Origin of the sequence: Chryseobacterium cupriresistens, from assembly GCF_046614675.1 — a bacterium.
Classification (GTDB): domain Bacteria; phylum Bacteroidota; class Bacteroidia; order Flavobacteriales; family Weeksellaceae; genus Chryseobacterium; species Chryseobacterium cupriresistens.
Genome location: NZ_JBKKJT010000004.1, coordinates 444,854 through 463,146 on the forward strand (window position 1 = coordinate 444,854; position 18,293 = coordinate 463,146).

At 34.1% G+C, this 18,293-nt stretch carries 16 protein-coding genes; 7 read left to right on the top strand and 9 right to left on the bottom strand.

Translation table 11 applies throughout. The features are described from left to right. Positions 1-87: 87 nt before the first annotated feature. From ACLI50_RS14265 to ACLI50_RS14285, 5 genes are all read right to left on the bottom strand, one after another. Positions 88-1,602 (bottom strand): hypothetical protein, encoded by a 1,515-nt coding sequence (locus tag ACLI50_RS14265; RefSeq protein WP_411414070.1) that lies wholly within the window; start codon positions 1,600-1,602, stop codon positions 88-90. Between the two features lie 178 nt (positions 1,603-1,780). Continuing rightward, positions 1,781-2,332, bottom strand: a complete 552-nt coding sequence (locus ACLI50_RS14270) for a hypothetical protein (RefSeq protein WP_411414071.1) — start codon at positions 2,330-2,332, stop codon at positions 1,781-1,783. Between the two features lie 339 nt (positions 2,333-2,671). Next, positions 2,672-3,385, bottom strand: a complete 714-nt coding sequence (locus ACLI50_RS14275; RefSeq protein WP_411414072.1) for a hypothetical protein — start codon at positions 3,383-3,385, stop codon at positions 2,672-2,674. 74 nt (positions 3,386-3,459) lie between these two features. Then, positions 3,460-3,591: a hypothetical protein gene (locus tag ACLI50_RS14280; protein ID WP_411414073.1), complete on the bottom strand. Its 132-nt coding sequence runs from the start codon at positions 3,589-3,591 to the stop codon at positions 3,460-3,462. A 176-nt stretch (positions 3,592-3,767) separates the two neighbouring features. Next, entirely contained in the window at positions 3,768-4,001 is a 234-nt protein-coding gene (locus ACLI50_RS14285; RefSeq protein ID WP_047486272.1) for a helix-turn-helix domain-containing protein, read from the bottom strand. A gap of 216 nt (positions 4,002-4,217) precedes the next feature. On the opposite strand from ACLI50_RS14285, the gene ACLI50_RS14290 reads away from it, so the two are divergent. Beyond that, on the top strand, positions 4,218-4,757 hold the full coding sequence (locus ACLI50_RS14290; RefSeq protein ID WP_411414074.1) for a hypothetical protein: 540 nt from the start codon (positions 4,218-4,220) through the stop codon (positions 4,755-4,757). Positions 4,758-4,791: 34 nt separating this feature from the next. Here the strand turns inward: ACLI50_RS14290 and ACLI50_RS14295 are convergent, their stop codons facing one another. Then, positions 4,792-6,009, bottom strand: coding sequence for a phage tail-like protein (locus ACLI50_RS14295; protein WP_411414075.1), 1,218 nt, complete (start codon positions 6,007-6,009; stop codon positions 4,792-4,794). Positions 6,010-6,379: 370 nt separating this feature from the next. Between ACLI50_RS14295 and ACLI50_RS14300 the strand changes: the two genes are divergently transcribed. The 3 genes from ACLI50_RS14300 (at position 6,380) to ACLI50_RS14310 (ending at position 11,230) form a co-directional block, all read left to right on the top strand. Then, the gene (locus ACLI50_RS14300; RefSeq protein WP_411414076.1) at positions 6,380-8,884 is read left to right on the top strand and encodes a PIG-L family deacetylase; all 2,505 of its coding nucleotides are present in this window, start codon (positions 6,380-6,382) and stop codon (positions 8,882-8,884) included. 100 nt (positions 8,885-8,984) lie between these two features. After that, entirely contained in the window at positions 8,985-10,676 is a 1,692-nt protein-coding gene (locus tag ACLI50_RS14305; protein ID WP_411414077.1) for a sodium:solute symporter family protein, read from the top strand. 35 nt (positions 10,677-10,711) lie between these two features. After that, on the top strand, positions 10,712-11,230 hold the full coding sequence (locus tag ACLI50_RS14310; RefSeq protein ID WP_411414078.1) for a DUF2911 domain-containing protein: 519 nt from the start codon (positions 10,712-10,714) through the stop codon (positions 11,228-11,230). A 131-nt stretch (positions 11,231-11,361) separates the two neighbouring features. Here the strand turns inward: ACLI50_RS14310 and ACLI50_RS14315 are convergent, their stop codons facing one another. The 3 genes from ACLI50_RS14315 to ACLI50_RS14325 form a co-directional block, all read right to left on the bottom strand. Then, positions 11,362-12,045: a hypothetical protein gene (locus ACLI50_RS14315; protein WP_202839356.1), complete on the bottom strand. Its 684-nt coding sequence runs from the start codon at positions 12,043-12,045 to the stop codon at positions 11,362-11,364. Between the two features lie 216 nt (positions 12,046-12,261). Beyond that, positions 12,262-12,579, bottom strand: coding sequence for a hypothetical protein (locus ACLI50_RS14320; protein ID WP_110010503.1), 318 nt, complete (start codon positions 12,577-12,579; stop codon positions 12,262-12,264). A 20-nt stretch (positions 12,580-12,599) separates the two neighbouring features. Continuing rightward, entirely contained in the window at positions 12,600-13,463 is an 864-nt protein-coding gene (locus ACLI50_RS14325) for an SDR family oxidoreductase (RefSeq protein ID WP_411414079.1), read from the bottom strand. A 75-nt stretch (positions 13,464-13,538) separates the two neighbouring features. On the opposite strand from ACLI50_RS14325, the gene ACLI50_RS14330 reads away from it, so the two are divergent. The 3 genes from ACLI50_RS14330 (at position 13,539) to ACLI50_RS14340 (ending at position 18,290) form a co-directional block, all read left to right on the top strand. After that, complete coding sequence (locus ACLI50_RS14330; RefSeq protein WP_228406526.1) at positions 13,539-13,883, top strand: winged helix-turn-helix transcriptional regulator; 345 nt, start codon at positions 13,539-13,541, stop codon at positions 13,881-13,883. Positions 13,884-15,091: 1,208 nt separating this feature from the next. Beyond that, positions 15,092-16,711, top strand: coding sequence for a tetratricopeptide repeat protein (locus ACLI50_RS14335; protein WP_202839358.1), 1,620 nt, complete (start codon positions 15,092-15,094; stop codon positions 16,709-16,711). Positions 16,712-17,564: 853 nt separating this feature from the next. Next, on the top strand, positions 17,565-18,290 hold the full coding sequence (locus ACLI50_RS14340; protein ID WP_411414080.1) for a phage tail-like protein: 726 nt from the start codon (positions 17,565-17,567) through the stop codon (positions 18,288-18,290). Positions 18,291-18,293: the final 3 nt, after the last annotated feature.

Consider the following 18,293-nt stretch of genomic DNA (forward strand, 5'->3'; position numbering starts at 1 on the left):
ATTATTGTTGAATACGAGTGTTATCCAAATTATTATCCAGTTTATCCAGAAACGATAATAATTGATTACAAACTAGATTGTTACGTTTTAATCTGTATTGATAATTTTACTCTGAGGAATTTTAAACTGATTTTGTTTTTCTGTTGAAAGTTTATTTTCTGTAAAAAGGGTTTTGCGTATATCTTCAGGCTTTGGTTGCTCTTCCTTATCTATAAATTCAAAATGATCTAAAATCATCCGAGAAATAGCGCTGGTGTTATCTTTTCCGTTTCTTTTTGGAGCTTCAATAAATCCTTTTTCGATTAATTCTGAAAATAGATAACCAATAGATTGAAGACTACCTTTAATTTTTATTTTTTGTGGAACCGAAATTTTTTCAATATCAGAGGAATTTGATAATTGAGACTCTATTTCTGAAGTAATTTTCTTTTCTAAACCATCTCCTTTGTAACCCGTAGTTTGGCGTCGTAAAAGTTTTTCCCTGTCTCTATCAAATATTTTACTCATATGTTTAAAGTGCATATCAATATTATCTGAATCAAAATATTTTAAATCAAAAAAATACAAAATTTTACCATAATAGTATACTAAATGATTTTTATATGTACCATACTCATCAAAATTATCTGTAGGTCTATAATACCTTTGATACGGGTTGTTTCCAAGTATATAGTAATCAATTTGTTTTATTTGGTGAGCTAAAGATTTGTGATCATCATTTTTTTCAAAATAGTCATGTATTGTTGCGTAAATATATTTTTCTTTAAAGTTTTTAAAACTATATTGAAGATATTCAATGATTTCTTTTTCAGTAAAATAAGAGACTATTATATATTTGATTAAATTATCGTTGTCAAATTTATTTTCAGCAGAGTTTATGTAATCAAGAAAATAGTTGTAATCATGATTTCCATTTTTTGCGATATTAATTTCAAAATGTGACAATGAATTAGCTTTAAAAACTTCTACTTCATTTATAAAATCTGAAAACTTATTATGAAGTAAAAGATTGTCTTCAGTTAATAGTTGTTTTTCGATTACCTTATGATTCTTCTCTAATTCATTAAATAATAGATAAATTTCTTCTTTTAAAAATTTATACAAACGATTAAAATAATTCTTTTTATCATACTGATAGAAATCTATTTCACCTATTATGAAAACATAATCAATAGTTCTTTCTTCCCCTTTATCATAAGTATAGATTAAATCATCTGTTATAGCTTCAAAATGTTTTGGAAAATGAGATATATCTTCATCTGAGCTAGGTTGCCTCTTGTGCTCTTCTTGACTATTCTTTGAAAAAAGAATGTTCTCTAAAATTTTAATGTCGGCGAAAAAACGTTTTTCAATATATTTCTGTGTTGTTAAAAATTGATTTTTTTCTTTTTCTAATAGGTAATAATTAAACTCTAGATTTTTGAAAATTTTCAAAAAATCTACATATGTATGAAAGTAAATATTGACTTTAATATCTTGGTAATCTATTGTTTCAATTTCTTCGAAATTTTTTTTCCAATTTGGATTTGTCTTTAAAATATCCTTTTGAATTTTAATTTTCCCGTAATTTTGTTGAGAATTTATAATACTAAAAAGCTCCATACACTGAACATTTGATAGTTGGCTACTATTACAAATTTATAAATAAAATGATTCAGGAAATAATTTGGCTTGGAAGAATATTTCTGTTGCACAAAGCCTTCCGATTTTGAATTAATAAAATAAGATCATTTCTTCTAAAATAGCTCCAAAGTCAGGAGACTTCGAAGAGCTAGGGTTTTTATTCTCTTCTCCAATATTTTAAATCTAAATTTACTTTTGCAAAGTTTTCTTTCTTTGCAATTTTCTGTGCTGCAATTTGATATTGCTTGCTTACATTTGGAGTTAAATTTTTTATTGAAGTCCATCTTGGTAAAACTAATTCAGTTTCTTCATAAATTCCAGTGGCAACATCTTTATCTAAAGGGACTTCTAAAAACTTTATTTTTTGATTAAACTCATTAAATTGAGTTGGGAGTTGATAATAATCCGAGAAAAACTTATTGTATACAATTTCTCTTAGAAATAGATTTATTCCTTTTCTTGCTCCTCCCCAAGATTTTCCATTTTCTGGAAATTTTGACACCAGATTTGTAGTATGCTTGTCCAAAAAATTATTATAGACATCTTCATTATCAAGAGAGTTTATAAATTCATTAATATTAATTTCATAAAAATATTCTCTTGCTATTTTGATTATTCCAGAAGAACCTTGGTTCCTTAAAGCAGAGGCACCAACGGAAATGATAGATAATCTTTTATGTATTTGATCTAGGAATATTTTTTCTGTCATTCAATTTTATACTTTTTTTAGATTCTAAAGATTTCGGTAACTTCTAATTCTCGTCGAATTGATTTTATAGTAAGTACTATCAAGTCTATTGTGTTTGTAACAAATAATGCAACAATGATTAGGGTTAAAAAATGATTAAAATGAGATGAGAACTCTATTATAAAAACAAAGAGAGAGAGGATTACAATAATAACAAAAATCAGAATATTTGATAGACTTTGCTTAAAAATTGCTGGAAAGAAATCTGAGTTTAGTTTTGTAAAATAATAATGTTTTTCAAAAATTGATGTTGTAAATAAAACCATCAGATTTTTTATTTCTTCTTTCAAATTTTCTATTTTAATTTTCTTTTCCCATAATTCTTGAAGCAGATTCAATAATGGGCTCCAACCAATATTTGTGCACCTTATTAAAATTTACAATAGTGTCATCCGAATTATCAAGGAAATACCAAAAGGAATTACAATATTCAGTATACCTCTCTATATCTTCCAAGCTGTAATTTTGAGGATTTACTTCTGCATAAAATAAAAATTCATTTTCTCCATTTGTTAGTCCCTTTAATGCTAAATATGATTGGCCACTAACTCCGTGAATTTTATCATTCATTTCTGTATGCTCATCATAAGTGAATTTTCTAATACCAGGTATATCATAACCACGATATTCTTCATAAGTTAAATTGGGATAGTGATAGTCAACAGCAGATTTTATATTTACAGTTCTTAACTTCCAAAATTCATGCATATCTAAAATACGGAATGCAATATTCCTTAGCTGAGTAATTTTTATAGCATATTCATCAATTTCTTTTTTTCTTTCGACACGAATTGTTTTTTCGGCAAACAATTTTGAAAATAGATAAGTAACCATAATTGCTATAATAATGCAACCTGCAGATATTAATAAAGAAAGAATCTCCTTTTTATTAAAATTTTCAGCCTTAGAATAGCTAAAAAGAATTAAACAAGTAACAATAAAACATATTTGGAGAATAATCATTCTGAAATAATTATTTTCCAAATAATCTATTATTTTTTTTAAAACTTTCATAATCTATTGTGAATTTTCTTATTACTTAGACATAAAGATCCCGACTCTCGTCAGGACCAATTATTCAAATAAAGTTATTTACCTTGCGGTTTTTTAGGTGGTTTTAAAGAAGGTGTATTTCCTGGCGTGTCCTTATTATCGCGTTGGCGTTGATCTGGTTTGCCAGTTGATTTTGCTTTTCTTTTTGGTCCTGGTTTAAGTGCCATAATATTAATGTTTTGTTATTAACAAAGTCAAATTTATCAATGATAATTTATAATATCTTACGGCTTTCCGTAAACACCAAAAATAAAAACCATCTTAAAATTTTCAATCAGTATTTTTACGGAATTTCTTAAAGATTTTGAAAATTTCGCCAAAAAAATCCTAACTTTCGTCAGGATTATTCATTTATAAGTTTAAAGAAATCAGATAAACTAATTTTTCTTGCTTCACATATTTTAAAAAGTGTTTCAACGGGTATTCTGTAAGTTTCTTCACTTTTAATTTTTCTAATGGTGCTTTCTTCTACACCATGATTTTTGGCAAAAGAATTTTGTGACTTGCCTTCCTGAAGCCAAGGTATCAACCATTTCTTTGTAATGTATAAACAAATTTTTTCGTTTATATCTGTCATGGAACAAATGAAATAATTAAATAATAAAAAATTACGGTCGATCGACCGTAATTGAATTTCTTTTCTTACATTTATAAAAAAAATAACCCATTAAGAAAATTGAAGAAGAATAAAACGGTTCGCTTAAAAAATAGCTTCAGCTATAGCTTAACGATTCTTCACCCCTTAAAAGCTCTTAATGGTTAAGAAAAATTTCAACACTAAAAAACACAAACAATGAAAAAAAGCAGAACAAACTTAGATTCCCGGTTTCGGACAGAAAAGAAGAACTCCGGCTTGCAGCTGATAGAAACTTTCTTTCAGTTCAATGAGCTGGATGTTTCCAAAGAAAGGCTCAGCAATATTATGAATTATGCAGTAAAGAGAAACAGCTGGATCCATGAAGATCCGGCGGTGATCTTCCAGTTTCATCAGTCGATGCGGTCATTGATCCGGGCGGGCTATCTCATGATGCTGAAGGACAGAAAATGGACGGTCGATACACAATCGGAAAAAATTTCCCCTTGGGTTCTTGGTCTGCTTTCGGAGAAAGAATACCGGAATCCTCTGCTGGTTTTCAAAAAAGCATTCAGAGCCTACACCCTCAAAGAATTTGATTATTTTATGTCCGGAATCGTCTATTTTTCAATGGGTGTTTATGAAAATCTACCGGAAAGGAATATCGTTATGCCCTATATTCATACGGTGAAAATGCTGGATGCTGCACACCTTATTCTTCAGAGAAGAAGAGAAAAGAAGATAGCTGAAACCCATTAAAAATAAAAAATGCCCCTTTTTCAGGGGCATTATATTATTGAGCTTTTACTTGCTCTATCTTTATGTAAATTTTAGAAAGGTTGGGTTGGGCACTCCCTGAGGTGGGGGCTCCTGCCATAATGGTTGCGGTATAAGCAGTTTTTGAAGAAGCGTTGCTGTCTATCCAGGTATATCTTCTATGCTCAGGTCCGCCACTGGAACCATCTATAATCCCTACGTTCCCCCAGTAAGCGCTTCCTACTGCTCCGGTGCCTTGAGGAAACCAGGTAGCTGTTGCATCTCCCATACCGCCCCATACTCCTGAAGTAATATTGTTGGTAGTTTGAGCTGCTCCAATATAACCGCCATATTCGGTATTGTAATTCCAATATAGATTCACGGTAGCCCCTGTATTATTAAATAACTGTACATTTGGAACTGCAGCGGTTGTACCACTGGTGGTGTCAAATATTACTCTGATAGAATACTTACCATCCGGGGTAGCAAGAGGAAAAGTATAGGCTTGTTTCCCGTTGGAATCGGTTGTTAGGGTGGGATATCCCATCACAGCAACAGGAGTAATGTCTGCACGGCTGCTATTTCCCACTGTAGCGGTACAGTTTTGCGCTGCTGTTAGGAAAGAAACCGTACTGTTGGTCATCGGAATAGTCATGTCATTAGCAGTGGTGGGAGTTCCGCTTACTGAGAATACCAGCTCGCCATCACCAAACTCTAAAGTTCCCGGTCTTAACTGGAAAGTCAATCCGTTGATGGTAAAAGGAGTTCCTGAATTATATGCTCCGCCGTTTCCTCCGCTATAAGTAACTCTCAGGTTTCCGGTGTAAGGAGTACCGGGAGTATAAGTAGAAGGACTTAAGTAAGCTGTGGTACACTGTAATGCAGAAATCGCCGGAGCTACGGCATTGGTTGCCTGTGTCAGTCTTTGCCATACTGTTCCGTCAAAATAATAATAGCCCATAGCAGTAACATTGATACGTTGCCCTGTGGCATCTCCGCCGGTGACGTCCGTAATATAAATTAATGCGCCGGTCTGATTGATACCATAGGTAGCGGTATTGGCTGTAAGCTCAGCTCTGGTGAGTCTTGGGGCCTGTAATCCGAATGTTTGTGAGTTATTCGTAATCAGCCCCGAAGTATCTCTTGTAGCAGATACATCCAATGTTGTTTTAGGTGATGCAGTATTAATCCCTACTTGGGAAAAGGAAACTCCTGAAATAAGAATAGCAGTGAGGTGTGTAAATTTTGTTTTCATATGAGGGTGTTATTTTGTGTGTACCAAATATAATTCTTTTTTTTGTGAAAAATGAAAAAAAAACCTTTGTGATTGATAAAAATTAACTAATTGGTAATATTCAGTTTCATTATGATATGTTTTTTAAGATAAAAATTTCATTTTTTTAACCGTTTAATTTTTGTTTTTTACGAGTAATAAAAGCCACAAAAGCTTTTTAAGCTAAGCTATCTACTTTGTGTATAGAAGTATACCAAAGGTGTTTAAGCAATAAAAACTTTTGGGACTTTGTGGTTAATTTTGAAAAACCTTTCTGTAAAATTCACAGTCTGATTCTTTTAATGTTGAAAGAAGGATGATTTACTTATATTTGCCTGCAAAGCAAATTCAAATGTTCAAAAAAGTAAGCACTGTATTTATCCTTGGATTTTATACTGTTTTTTGTTCGGCCCAGCAGGTCCGGCCTTCAAAATCATCTGAAATTTACCGCGAAATCAAAACCCTTAAAAACCTGCCTAAAGTTTTATATCTTGCGGCGCATCCCGATGATGAAAATACAGGATTGCTTTCCTGGTTAATCAATGGTCAAAATGTAGAAACGGGGTATTTATCTTTAACCAGAGGTGATGGCGGTCAGAATTTATTAGGCACGGAACAGGGTGCTGCATTGGGTTTAATCAGAACGCATGAGCTTTTGGAAGCAAGAAAGTTAGACGGTGCCCAACAGTTTTTTACCCGTGCTATTGATTTCGGATTTTCTAAAAATACGACCGACACTTTTAAACAATGGAATGCAGACAGTATTACAGCAGATGTAGTCTGGGTAATCCGTAAATTCCGTCCGGATATTATCATTTGTCGTTTTCCTCCTACTGCTGCGGCAGGGCACGGACAACATGCAGCTTCGGCTGTGGTAGCGGAAAAAGCCTTTAAGCTGGCAGGTGATAAAACGGCTTTCCCGGATCAACTGAAATATGTCAATGCGTGGCAGCCAAAACGCGTATTGTGGAATACTTTCCGCTTTGGTGGAGTGAATACCACTGCTGAAAACCAACTGAAAGTGACCGTTGGGCAATATGACGCTCAACTGGGAATGGGTTACGGAGAATTGGCCGGATTAAGCAGAAGTTTGCATAAAAGCCAGGGGGCAGGAACACAGTCTGTAGCCGGGATCAGAACAGAATATTTTGCCCACGTTGCCGGTGAGTCTGCAGAAGCAACTCTTTTTGACGGAGTTACTAAAACCTGGACTTCACAGGGAAATGCTGATATTGACCAGTTATTAGATCAGATTATTTCCGCTTTCAATTTCAATAACCCCGATCAGAGCCTGCCTGCTTTGCTTGCATTAAGAAAAAAGGTCATGGCGCTGCGGGATTCGGACCAGAAAAAGGATAAAATTAAATCTCTTGACAACATTATTTTAAGCTGTGCCGGGTTTATGGGCGAGGTGGCTACCAATCAGGCTGAAGCGGTTGCCGGAGATCATTATAATTTCAGGTTAAATCTGATTTCAAGAACTGTAAATCCTGTCATTTTAGAAAATGTTAAATGGTTAAGTCAATCAGAAAGTTTCAACAGGGAATTGTCAAAAGATTCCTTAATTACCATTCAGCATGATATTCAGATTCCTGCGGATGCAGCAGTTACAGAACCTTACTGGTTGGCAAAACCACCTGTGAACGCAGCAACTTTCGCTGTTCCGGATGAAACTTTAGTCGGTATGCCTGAGGCAGAATCACCATTGAATGTTTTGGTTGGTTTAAAAATCGGCTCGGAAAAGTTTCAGGTTACACTTCCTTTATCTTTCAAGAAATTGGATCCGGTGCGTGGTGATGTGGTGGAAGCCTTGCGCATTGTTCCTGCTGTGGAGCTGAAATTTATCCAACCCCTTTATCTGGTCAAAGAAAATGAAGATCTACGATTGAGTATAAATTTTAAGGTTAATTCCAACAAACCGTTCAATAAAGGAATTCTGAATCTGATGTATAACGGAGAAAGATTAGGAAGTGCTGAAGTAAATTCTGTAAAAGGGAAAGATTTTACCTTCGATTATGTTATTCCAAAAGCTAAGCTTGCTTCCATAAGCTCAAACCGTTTGCAGCTGGAAGCCAATTATGTTGCAGATGGAGTCACTTATCATAAAAAACAGGTGTTAATTCAGTATCCGCATTTACCTTCCTTACAATATTTTGAGCCTGCCACTGTGACGGTGATGAAAGGTGATATTCAGGCCAAAGTTAAAAAAGTAGGGTATGTACAAGGTGCGGGTGATTTCATTCCCGAGTTTCTGCGCATTGCAGGTGTTCAGGTAGATATCCTGAAAGACGGAGATTTTTATGGCAGCATAGATGAATCCGGTGAAAACGGCAGTCCGAACAAACTATCACAATATGATGCCATCGTGCTTGGTGTTCGTGCCAACAACACGGAGAAAAAGCTGGGTCGCTGGATGCCTTTTTTATGGTCTTATGCCAAAGCCGGAGGTAATCTGGTGATGCAGTATAATACCAATCAGGATACCACCGTTGATCAATTGGGAATGTACAATTTCACTATTGCCAATAAGCGTGTTACTGAAGAAAATGCTGCAGTTAGGTTTTTAAATCCCAATCATAAATTACTGAACTTTCCGAATAAAATAACTGCGGATGATTTTAAAGGCTGGGTACAGGAACGTGGTGCCTATTTCCCTGCTCAATGGGATGCCGCATATGAACCGCTTTTTGAAATGCATGATACGGATGAAGAGCCTCTTCAGGGATCAACTTTATATGCCAGATACGGAAAGGGTAATTTTATTTATACACCGTTAGCATTTTTCAGACAGTTGCCTGCGGGAAATGTAGGAGCTGCACGTTTATTTTTAAACTTTTTATCTGCACAGAAAAACTGATGAACAAACAACTTAAAAACTGGAATATCTGGTACATACTATTAGCCGTTGCATTAGTAGTACAGATCGTATTTTATTATGGGTTTACTAAATTCTGGGCATGAGTAATATAGATTGGACGGTTCTTATTGTTACACTTGTTGCAGTGGTGGTTTACGGCGTATTCATCGGTCGTGGCCAAAAAAGCAACGAATCCTACCTGAAAGCAGATAATAAAATGCCCTGGTATATTGTGCTCATCGGTATTATGGCCACCCAGGCAAGTGCCATTACATTTCTTTCAGCACCGGGCCAGGCTTATACAGACGGAATGCGCTTTGTGCAGTATTATTTCGGTTTGCCTTTGGCGATGATTGTGATCTGTATTACTTTCATTCCGATTTTTCAACGCTTAAATGTTTATACTGCCTATGAATATTTAGAAAACCGTTTTGATAAAAAAACAAGGGTGCTCACTTCACTGCTTTTTCTTTTTTCCAGAGGGTTATCAACCGGAATCAGTATTTACGCTCCGAGTATTATCTTATCAAGCGTTTTAAACTGGAATATTTATGTAACCAATGTTTTAACAGGTGGCATTCTGTTGATCTACACTTATATTGGAGGTGCAAAAGCGATCGCTCACACCCAGAAATTACAGTTTCTTATTATTCTCGGAACTATGGCTTTTGCAGGGTATCTCCTTATTCAGAATATGCCGGATGGAATCGGTTTTAATGATGCGCTGTATCTGGCGGGGAAATCCGGGAAGCTTAATGTCATCACCACGGAATTCGACTGGAAAGATAAATACAATATCTGGAGCGGCTTGATTGGCGGTTTTTTTCTGGCGCTTTCTTACTTTGGTACGGACCAGAGCCAGGTCGGTAGATATATCACTGCGAAAGATAATACCAATGCAAAAATGGGTTTGCTGTTGAACGGGTTGGTTAAAATTCCGATGCAGTTTGCTATTCTCCTGATTGGTGCTTTGCTTTTCGCATTCTTTTCTCTGAAACCGGCTCCGATTTATTTTAACGAACGCTCCTATGAGTATTTAAAGGAAAAACAACCTGAGCAGGCTGCAGTTTTTGAAAAAGAGCATCAGGATTTACAAATAAAATTTAATGCAGAATCGAAAGAAATTTTAAAGCTTAAAGAACAAAATTCTCCTCAGCTTGCCAAAACGATTCAGGATTTTAAAGATACGCAATCGCAAGTAAAAGCATTGCATGGAAGGGTAGAGGAAGCTATTAATAATTCAAATTATAATGCGGAGAAAACGGACACGAATTATATTTTCCTGTATTTCGTGAAAAATACACTGCCTGCAGGAATGATCGGGCTGCTTTTTGCCGTCATTTTTCTGGCCAGCTGGGGTTCCATTTCGGCAGCACTGAATTCCCTTGCCGCCTGCTCATTAAAAGATGTTCATTTACTATACAGCAAAGAAATTCCTGATGATAAAACCGAATTGAAATACAGCCGCCTGCATACTTTAGCCTGGGGTATTTTTTCAATCGGTGTAGCTATGTTTGCCACTCAGATGGGTTCACTTATTGAAGCGGTTAACGTATTAGGCTCTCTTTTCTACGGACCTATATTGGGGATTTTCCTTGTTGCATTTTACTATAAAAAGATCAACGGTCCGAATGTATTTATTGCTGCCATTTTATCGGAAATTACGGTTATTGCCGTGTATCAGTTCGATATCGTTTCTTTCCTCTGGCTTAATGTAATCGGGGCAGCAGCAGTCATTATATTTTCTGCAATCGGTTTGCTGTTTTATAAGCAGAAAACAGTAAATTCGTAAACGAACAATATTAAAAACAAACAAATAAAAATATTATGAAAACGATTCTTAAATCTGCAACTGTACTTGTTGCTACGATGACGATCTCAATGAATGCCTTTGCACAGGAGGCTAAAAAACCTGCCAGCCCTCCTGCTACGGCTACAGGAAAAATTAAAGATGCCAACATTACAATAAACTATAGCAGCCCTTCTGTGAAAGGACGTACAATTTGGGGCGGTCTGGAAGCTTATGATAAAGTTTGGCGGGCGGGAGCCAATGAAGCCACTACTTTTGAAACGGATAAAGATATTACCGTTCAGGGTAAAAAACTGCCTGCAGGTAAATACAGCTTTTTCTTAATCCCTAAACAAAGCGGAACCTGGACTGCGATTTTTAACAAGGAGCCAAAACAATGGGGTGCTTATAAATACGAACAATCTAAAGATGCTTTACGTGTTGATGTAAAAACAAAGGCTTTGCCAGCAACACAGGAAACTTTAGTTTATAAAATAAACAGTAATGGATTTACAATGGATTGGGACAAAATCTCAGTTCCTGTAGAGATAAAATAATTTGAATTACAAATTAAAATCCCGGTTTATCCGGGATTTTTTGTTTACAATTTTGATATTGTATAAGGCTGCTGTTGCAGTTCTAATCATTTCCTGTTTAAGTTTTAAAATGCAGAACAGTCTCAATTACATTATAATACAGCCTCTGACCATTCCTCAGCCATCTTTTCAACATAATCTACAAAGTTGTCAACATCTTGTATCGTGTAAAAAGTGTATTCAGGCTGATCTTCAAGAGGATCAACATTCTCAAACCAATGATCATGTGCAAATAAAAGTACCTTCCCTGAATTCTTTTCATACATTGTCATATTGCCATTAGCTTCCAGGGCAAAGCAAATGAAGTCATTATATTGTATCGGTTGTTTGTGTTCTTCTTCACAAAGATTTTCATAATATTCTTCCCATTCGCCGATTCCCGTTATGCAGGCAGATTTTAAGAATAAATAGTCCTGATTATTAGTCAGGGCCGGTTCGGGCTGATGATAAGATTCTGAAATCCCGCCTATCTCTTTAAGTAATAATTCATGTTCTTTTGTTAACACAATGTTATCCGTATCTTCTAACTCAATTTTGGTTAACCAGCCACAGCTTTTATTGTACTTATTGGTCCATGAGAACAATCGGTAGGGATTATTGTTTACACTAAATTCCAGCTTTCTGGCCCTTTGAATAAGTTGAGATAATTTAGGGAATGTTGATGTAAAATTATCGGAAAGATTCAGAACTGATTCTGTATCATACAATGTAACAAGATCATTTGGCCTGATAAACCAATTGATGTCTTTTTTAAATGTTTCAAAGTCTAAATTCATTTGATTTTGATTGAATAAACAATAAATATAGGGAAGAAAATAATAATTGAGTTACCTACATCGAAATTAGAGTATATCAACTGTAAACGAAACGGTCAAAAGTAGATTTTAATGAAAGCTGTGCTTACGTTTCAAAGGGACTCTAGTAATCATCTGTAAATCATTGAAATATAGAACTTTATAGCATAATCCAGTACATTTAGGCTTATTGAAATATTAACCCGTTATTTTCAGAGATTGAATGAGTCCGTGAGACAATTGAAAATGATATTTTAAAACAATTGGGCTGCCCGGAAATGTTCCCGAAGCTTCCGCCGATAAGATGTTTTCACTTTCGTTATAATCTAATGGTTTCATACTGGCTTTGTAATCTTTGTTGGCTTTGTCAATCCAGCTTTCAATTTCTGCTTTTCCGTTATGGGTTTTGCCTTCATCAAATACCTCCGCATTTTCAGCAAAACAATTTGCATAGGCTGCACTGTTAAATTCGTTTTGGGCTTTCACCAATTCTGAAATAATGTTTGGTAAATTCATTGTATGGTATTTTAAGATGATTAAATGGTTGGCACTGTACCGCCATCGATTATAAATTCAGTTCCGGTTAAATAACTGGCTCTTGGTGAAACAAGAAAACCAACTAATTCAGCTACTTCTTTCGGTTCGGCAGGTCTTCCGAAAGGTATTCCGCCCAATGCATCCATAACGCTGTTTTGCGCTTCTTCTATAGTACTGTTTGCGTTTCTCGCAATTTCACCCAGCCAGGCTTCCGAAGCTGTTGTATTGATCCACCCTGGTGAAACAGCCAGTACCCGAACACCTTTTGGGGTAACTTCGTTCGATAAACTTTTACTATAGTTTCTCAGTCCTGCTTTTGAAGCTGCATAAGGTAAGGTTGAATCATAAAGGGGTAATTTACCCTGGATGGAAGCGATGTGAATAATTACACCATTTTTTCGCTCTATCATTTGTGGTAAAAACCCTCTGTCCAGTCGAACCGGAGCAAGCAAATTAGCTTGTAAGGTTGATTCCCAATCTTCATCGGTTAATGCTGCAAATCCACCAGCGGGTGTTGATGAAGAACCCAAGTTGTTCACAAGAATGTCCAGTCTCCCATAAGCCGACAGCACTTCGCTGATGACTTTTTGTGTTCCTTCTGCTTTACTCAAATCGGCAGGAATGAAATGCAGGTTGCTGTTTTCTTTTTCAGGCGCGTTTCTCGCAGTTATTATAACCATTGCACCAGCTTGCAGCAGTCTTTCTGCTATTGCTTTACCGGTTCCTTTTGTTCCGCCTGTTACTAGGGCAATTTTACCTTGAAGTTCGTTGTTGTAATTAAATAGATTTTCCATTGTTAAATTCTTTGATACAAATTTCAGAAGTATCACTTTTTCAGGCAATAACGGAAAATTGAATTGCATAGGGATAATTTTTTCCCCTATTGTGCAATTTGGCACATTGGATTAAATTTGTGTATGCATGAAAGAAAAATACCCTTGAATTTAAACTGCGGTCTTGACCTTATCGGTGAAGTCCTTTACGGTAAATGGAAAATCCGTCTGCTGTGGTTTATCAATGAGGGTCATCTGCGCCCAAGTGAATTACAGCGTAAAATTCCGGATGCTTCGAGACGCGTTTTAAATATCCAGTTAAAAGAACTTGAAGAGCACGAACTTGTTACAAAGAAAATTTATGCTCAGGTTCCACCAAAAGTTGAATATTCTCTCACAGATTTTGGAAAGACATTGATTCCGATAATTTCTGCACTGGGATATTGGGGTGATGAAAATGAAGAGAGGCTGAGAAGAGTGATTTTGAACAGGATGGGTGAGAAGGGTTGAAATGAAGATTTAAAAATTTTTGTTACTACTTCTATCAATTTATAAATAAAATGCGGTTAATTGTTCTTTTAATTACACGAATTAATTTCATCAATTATTATTTAGCCCCTTCAAAATATTTATACAATCATGATTAAATATACTAAAAATTTTAAACGAATAGTCTGAAATAAAAATGGCTCAATTTGGATTAAGTTGAAGCTGTTTTAATCTTTATGACCCCAACAGGATTATCTTTGAACACTTATAAGGTGATTGAGTTCGTTTAAACCAAATTAAGTAAGAACTGAAAAGTTCATTTTTATAACGTCGTTTTCCTTAAAATAAAACTTCTGCAATTTAATTATAAGAACCTAAAACTGGCAAACTAAGTACGGCTAGTCTTCAGGTGGTTTTTGTAAATCTTATATAGAACTTGAATAAATATCCAAAGAGTATTATTTAACGAATTCAAGGTATGTATTGAACAGATAAGAGTCGGATTATTTAATTATCAGTCCATTGCTTTAGTACAATTGCATTAGTTATTTCAAATAAATTGTCTCAATTTTAGATGTATTTAGTTGTTTTTTTTATAATAAAGAGCTGATAATTTGATGATTGTGTTAATTTTTGCGCTTGCTTTGTTTTGTGTAATTATCTATTATGTTGTTGTTTTTTTTAAATATTATTTATTATTTTTTTATCATTTAACATTTATTTAATTGTATTTTTGGATTATTTTATTATTTTTGAATGTGTGAGTTTTTTGTTGACTTTTTTAAAATTTTGATTATTTTCTAATATATGTAGCAGGGTTGTTAGATTCTGTTAATGATGAAGTTGGTTAAAGTTTTATATTCATTATTTTTAATTACAAAAGACACAAAGGTTTTAAATACTTACGTTTTAAGAGTCAGATTTTATGTATAATAAGTACACTTAAATTTTGTGAAAATCTTTGGTTTTCATTTTATGTGCACTTTTATGCATTTTTATTTTAAGCTTACTTAAGTGAACTCAAGTGTTTTAAAATGAAACCTTTTGTGGTTTTGTAAAGGTTATTTTAGAAAACAAGTGTTTTATCTTCAATGAATTTGGATTGAAACTCTTCTAATTGCCCAGTTAAATGTAATGATACTTCCTAAGCTACTATAAAAGGAACTATAGCAGTAAGGACTTTATACAAATCAGAAGCTGACCAACTGTAGTAAATTATAATTATGTCTATGCAAAAGATAACTTTATTTTTTTTATCCCTTATCAAAATTATTTTCGCACAGGAAGGGATAGGTGTAATTAATAATAATTTATATGTTTCAATGGATGTAGGGGCAAAAAGTATTTCTTTTCAGGAAAATAAGAAGGGTATATTATTCCTGGCAGTGAAGAGGATATTATTAATCTTTTTTTTGTTTTTGTCCGGTATATTCTATACTCAGAAATGGTCTCCTGAACAAATAGACCGTTTACAAAACAAAATAGGAAGCCAATACATTCAGAAAGGCAGAATTCATGATGGGATTGAACAAACTAAAAAGTCAATAGAATTATCAGAGGAAATAAATTATACAAAAGGCAAGGCAAGAGGATATATTCATATGGTAAATTTTCTTCATTCCTTGGGAAAGTACAATGAAGAACAGCTATACCTGCAAAAGGCGGAAGCTTTGTATAATACATTTGAAGACGATCCTGCATTACTCTCAGCATTTTTTGCTGCTTACGGAAAAAACTACCAGGAATTAGGATTAATAGCAAAATCCAACGAAAGCTTTGATAAAGCACTTCAAGAAGCTGTGAAAATAAAAGATAAACAGCGAAAGAGAAAACGTCTTCATTATATTTATGGGTGTAAAGCTATAAACTTCGGACTGATTGAATATAATGATTCCATGTACTATTATATACACAAAGCTTATAAAATTTTACCAAGAGTAGTGGAAGCAACTAATCTTACAAGCTATTTTCTCGAAAATAAGAAAAATCCTGATTCTGCAAAATTTTATCTTGACGAGGCTGAAGGTTTACTTAAAAACTCTACGGAGACATTTGACTTTTTGGTATTTAATTATATGTCCGGACAGTATTATGAAAGTATAAAAAACTACAATAAGGCTTTGGAGTTCTACGAAAAATCTCTCGCTTTATCAATTAAGATGAACAGACCCAAAAACATGATGAAGAATTACAAAGAAATAGCTGAAATATATAATCTTCAGAATAATCTTTATAAAGCCAATGAATATCTGAAAAAATATACAAAAATTAGGGATAGCTTTGAGAAAGGTAATTTGATTGCTTTACAGACCTCTGGAAAAAAAATCATAGATGATGAAAAGAAACAGATCCAAGATTCGAATAAGAAATGGTATTACATAATTACAGGATTATTTTCAGGGATAACTATTCTAATAGTTTTACGATGCTTTGGATATTACAACAAAATACAGAAAAAGGATCTGTTGTTGAAAGAGAGTACAACAACTATTTGGCAAAAAGATTTACAGGTGAAAGTATTAGAGCAAAAAGTAAATGAAACTTTTGATGAAATAATACAATTGGCAAAAGAAAACCATCCCGAATTCTGGGGACGTTTTCAAGAAGTATATCCTGATTTTCGTAGTAAAATTCTCAGTATTAATCCTACTTTAAAAGTTTCCGAACTCGTCTTATCGGCTTATATTTATTTAGGGTTTAATACAAAAGATATTGCTAATTATACCTTTAAGGCTGTCCAGACGATAAAAAATAATAAATATAATCTAAGAAAAAGATTAAATATCCCTGCACAGGAAGATATAGTAGTTTGGATAAGAAATAAGACGGATAAAGAAATTAATATTTAGAAAGGATTTCAAATACTTCTGAAAAGAGAATATGACTCTTGGGTTAAATAGTGTTTTCTGATAATATATTTTCTACGCTAATTTTATTAAGGTACTTTGTGGGTGCCTTATTTCTTTTGATTTAATCGATGAATTGTTTTGCTTCGTCCCTTTAAAACTTGGAGCTTTAGATTCTTTCATATAAAAAAGCGCAAATGAAAAATAACGGATATTCTGGTCTTAGTAAAACTTATGATTACAGCAAGATAAAAGTATAGAGATACAATATATAAAGATTATATCAGCGACTTTATATTGTATCGTAATGAATATTGTCTTGAAGTAGTACTATTAAGCTGTCTATTGGCACGAGTTGGAACCAGATATTCAACTTGCAAAGAATAACAGTCCAGAATTTTGGGTGCTTTGTTAGGAACAGTTCCCTGACTTTCGGAAAAAGACCCTGGAACTACATGCCAATCTTAAAGTTTCTTAACTTATCTTCTGTGCATATATTTTTCAAGCCTTACAACGAAATATATAGCAAGCATATATTTAGAGCAATACAGATCATCAGGAACAAAAAAATAATTTAAGAAAGAGGATTAAAGTTCCTGATGGGGATGATTCAACTCTATGGTTCGGGAAAATTAGAATAAAAGGTTTTGTGTTTGATTATCAGTGTTTTGTAATGTTAAGTACTTCGTTGGTACCTGGCTTTTTTTGCATATATAAAGTAATTTCATGTGATTTGCATTAAGTAACACTGTAATTATTTGTACGGTTACGAATACAGCTTAAGATGAAAAATTATAATTATATCCTTCTTAGTAGGGTATAATTAAAGGTAAAACACAATTCTAAAAACATACACATGCAAAAAAAATTTATTATGTATGGAGCTATATTAGTTCCAATGTTCCACCTAGCTCAAGTGGGGATTAGAACAACTTCTCCCATTGCAAGCCTTCATATGGAGCCGACAAGTATTTCGGCTCCTACGGGGATGGATGGGATCTTGATTCCCAGAGTAAAATCATTTCCTATTGCTCAGTCGAAGGGGCATACCGTTTTCTTATTTCAGCATGCGACGCTTCCGGATGGTTTTTATTATTGGGATGGTATAAGCTGGGTTTCCTTTCTTAGCAACTATAACCGCCTGTATGATGATAGTATTTATGCAGTAACCGGTGTTGGTTATTCTGCTTCCGGAAATACAGAGAATAATGTATTATTCAGTACATTAAAAGCATATGATAGTACAGGCTTCTCTGTTTCGGCTAATCAGATTACTGTAGGAAAAAGCGGTACCTATCTGGTCAGTTTTAATTCAGCATTAAAAAAAACGATTGGTACAGTCAATGAGAATAGAGCAATTTATACTTATCGGGTAAAAAAGAATGGAGTAACAGTTTTGACAACTTCTAACTCCGTAACTAATGAAGGTACAACAGCAACCAGCGTGGCTCTTAGCGGAATTTTAAATCTGGTTCAGAATGATGTTATAATAGTTACAGTACAAAAAACTACTGAGACGGGAAGTACATCATATGTAGGTTATGGAACAAACTGTATTACAATGACATACCTGAATGATTAATCT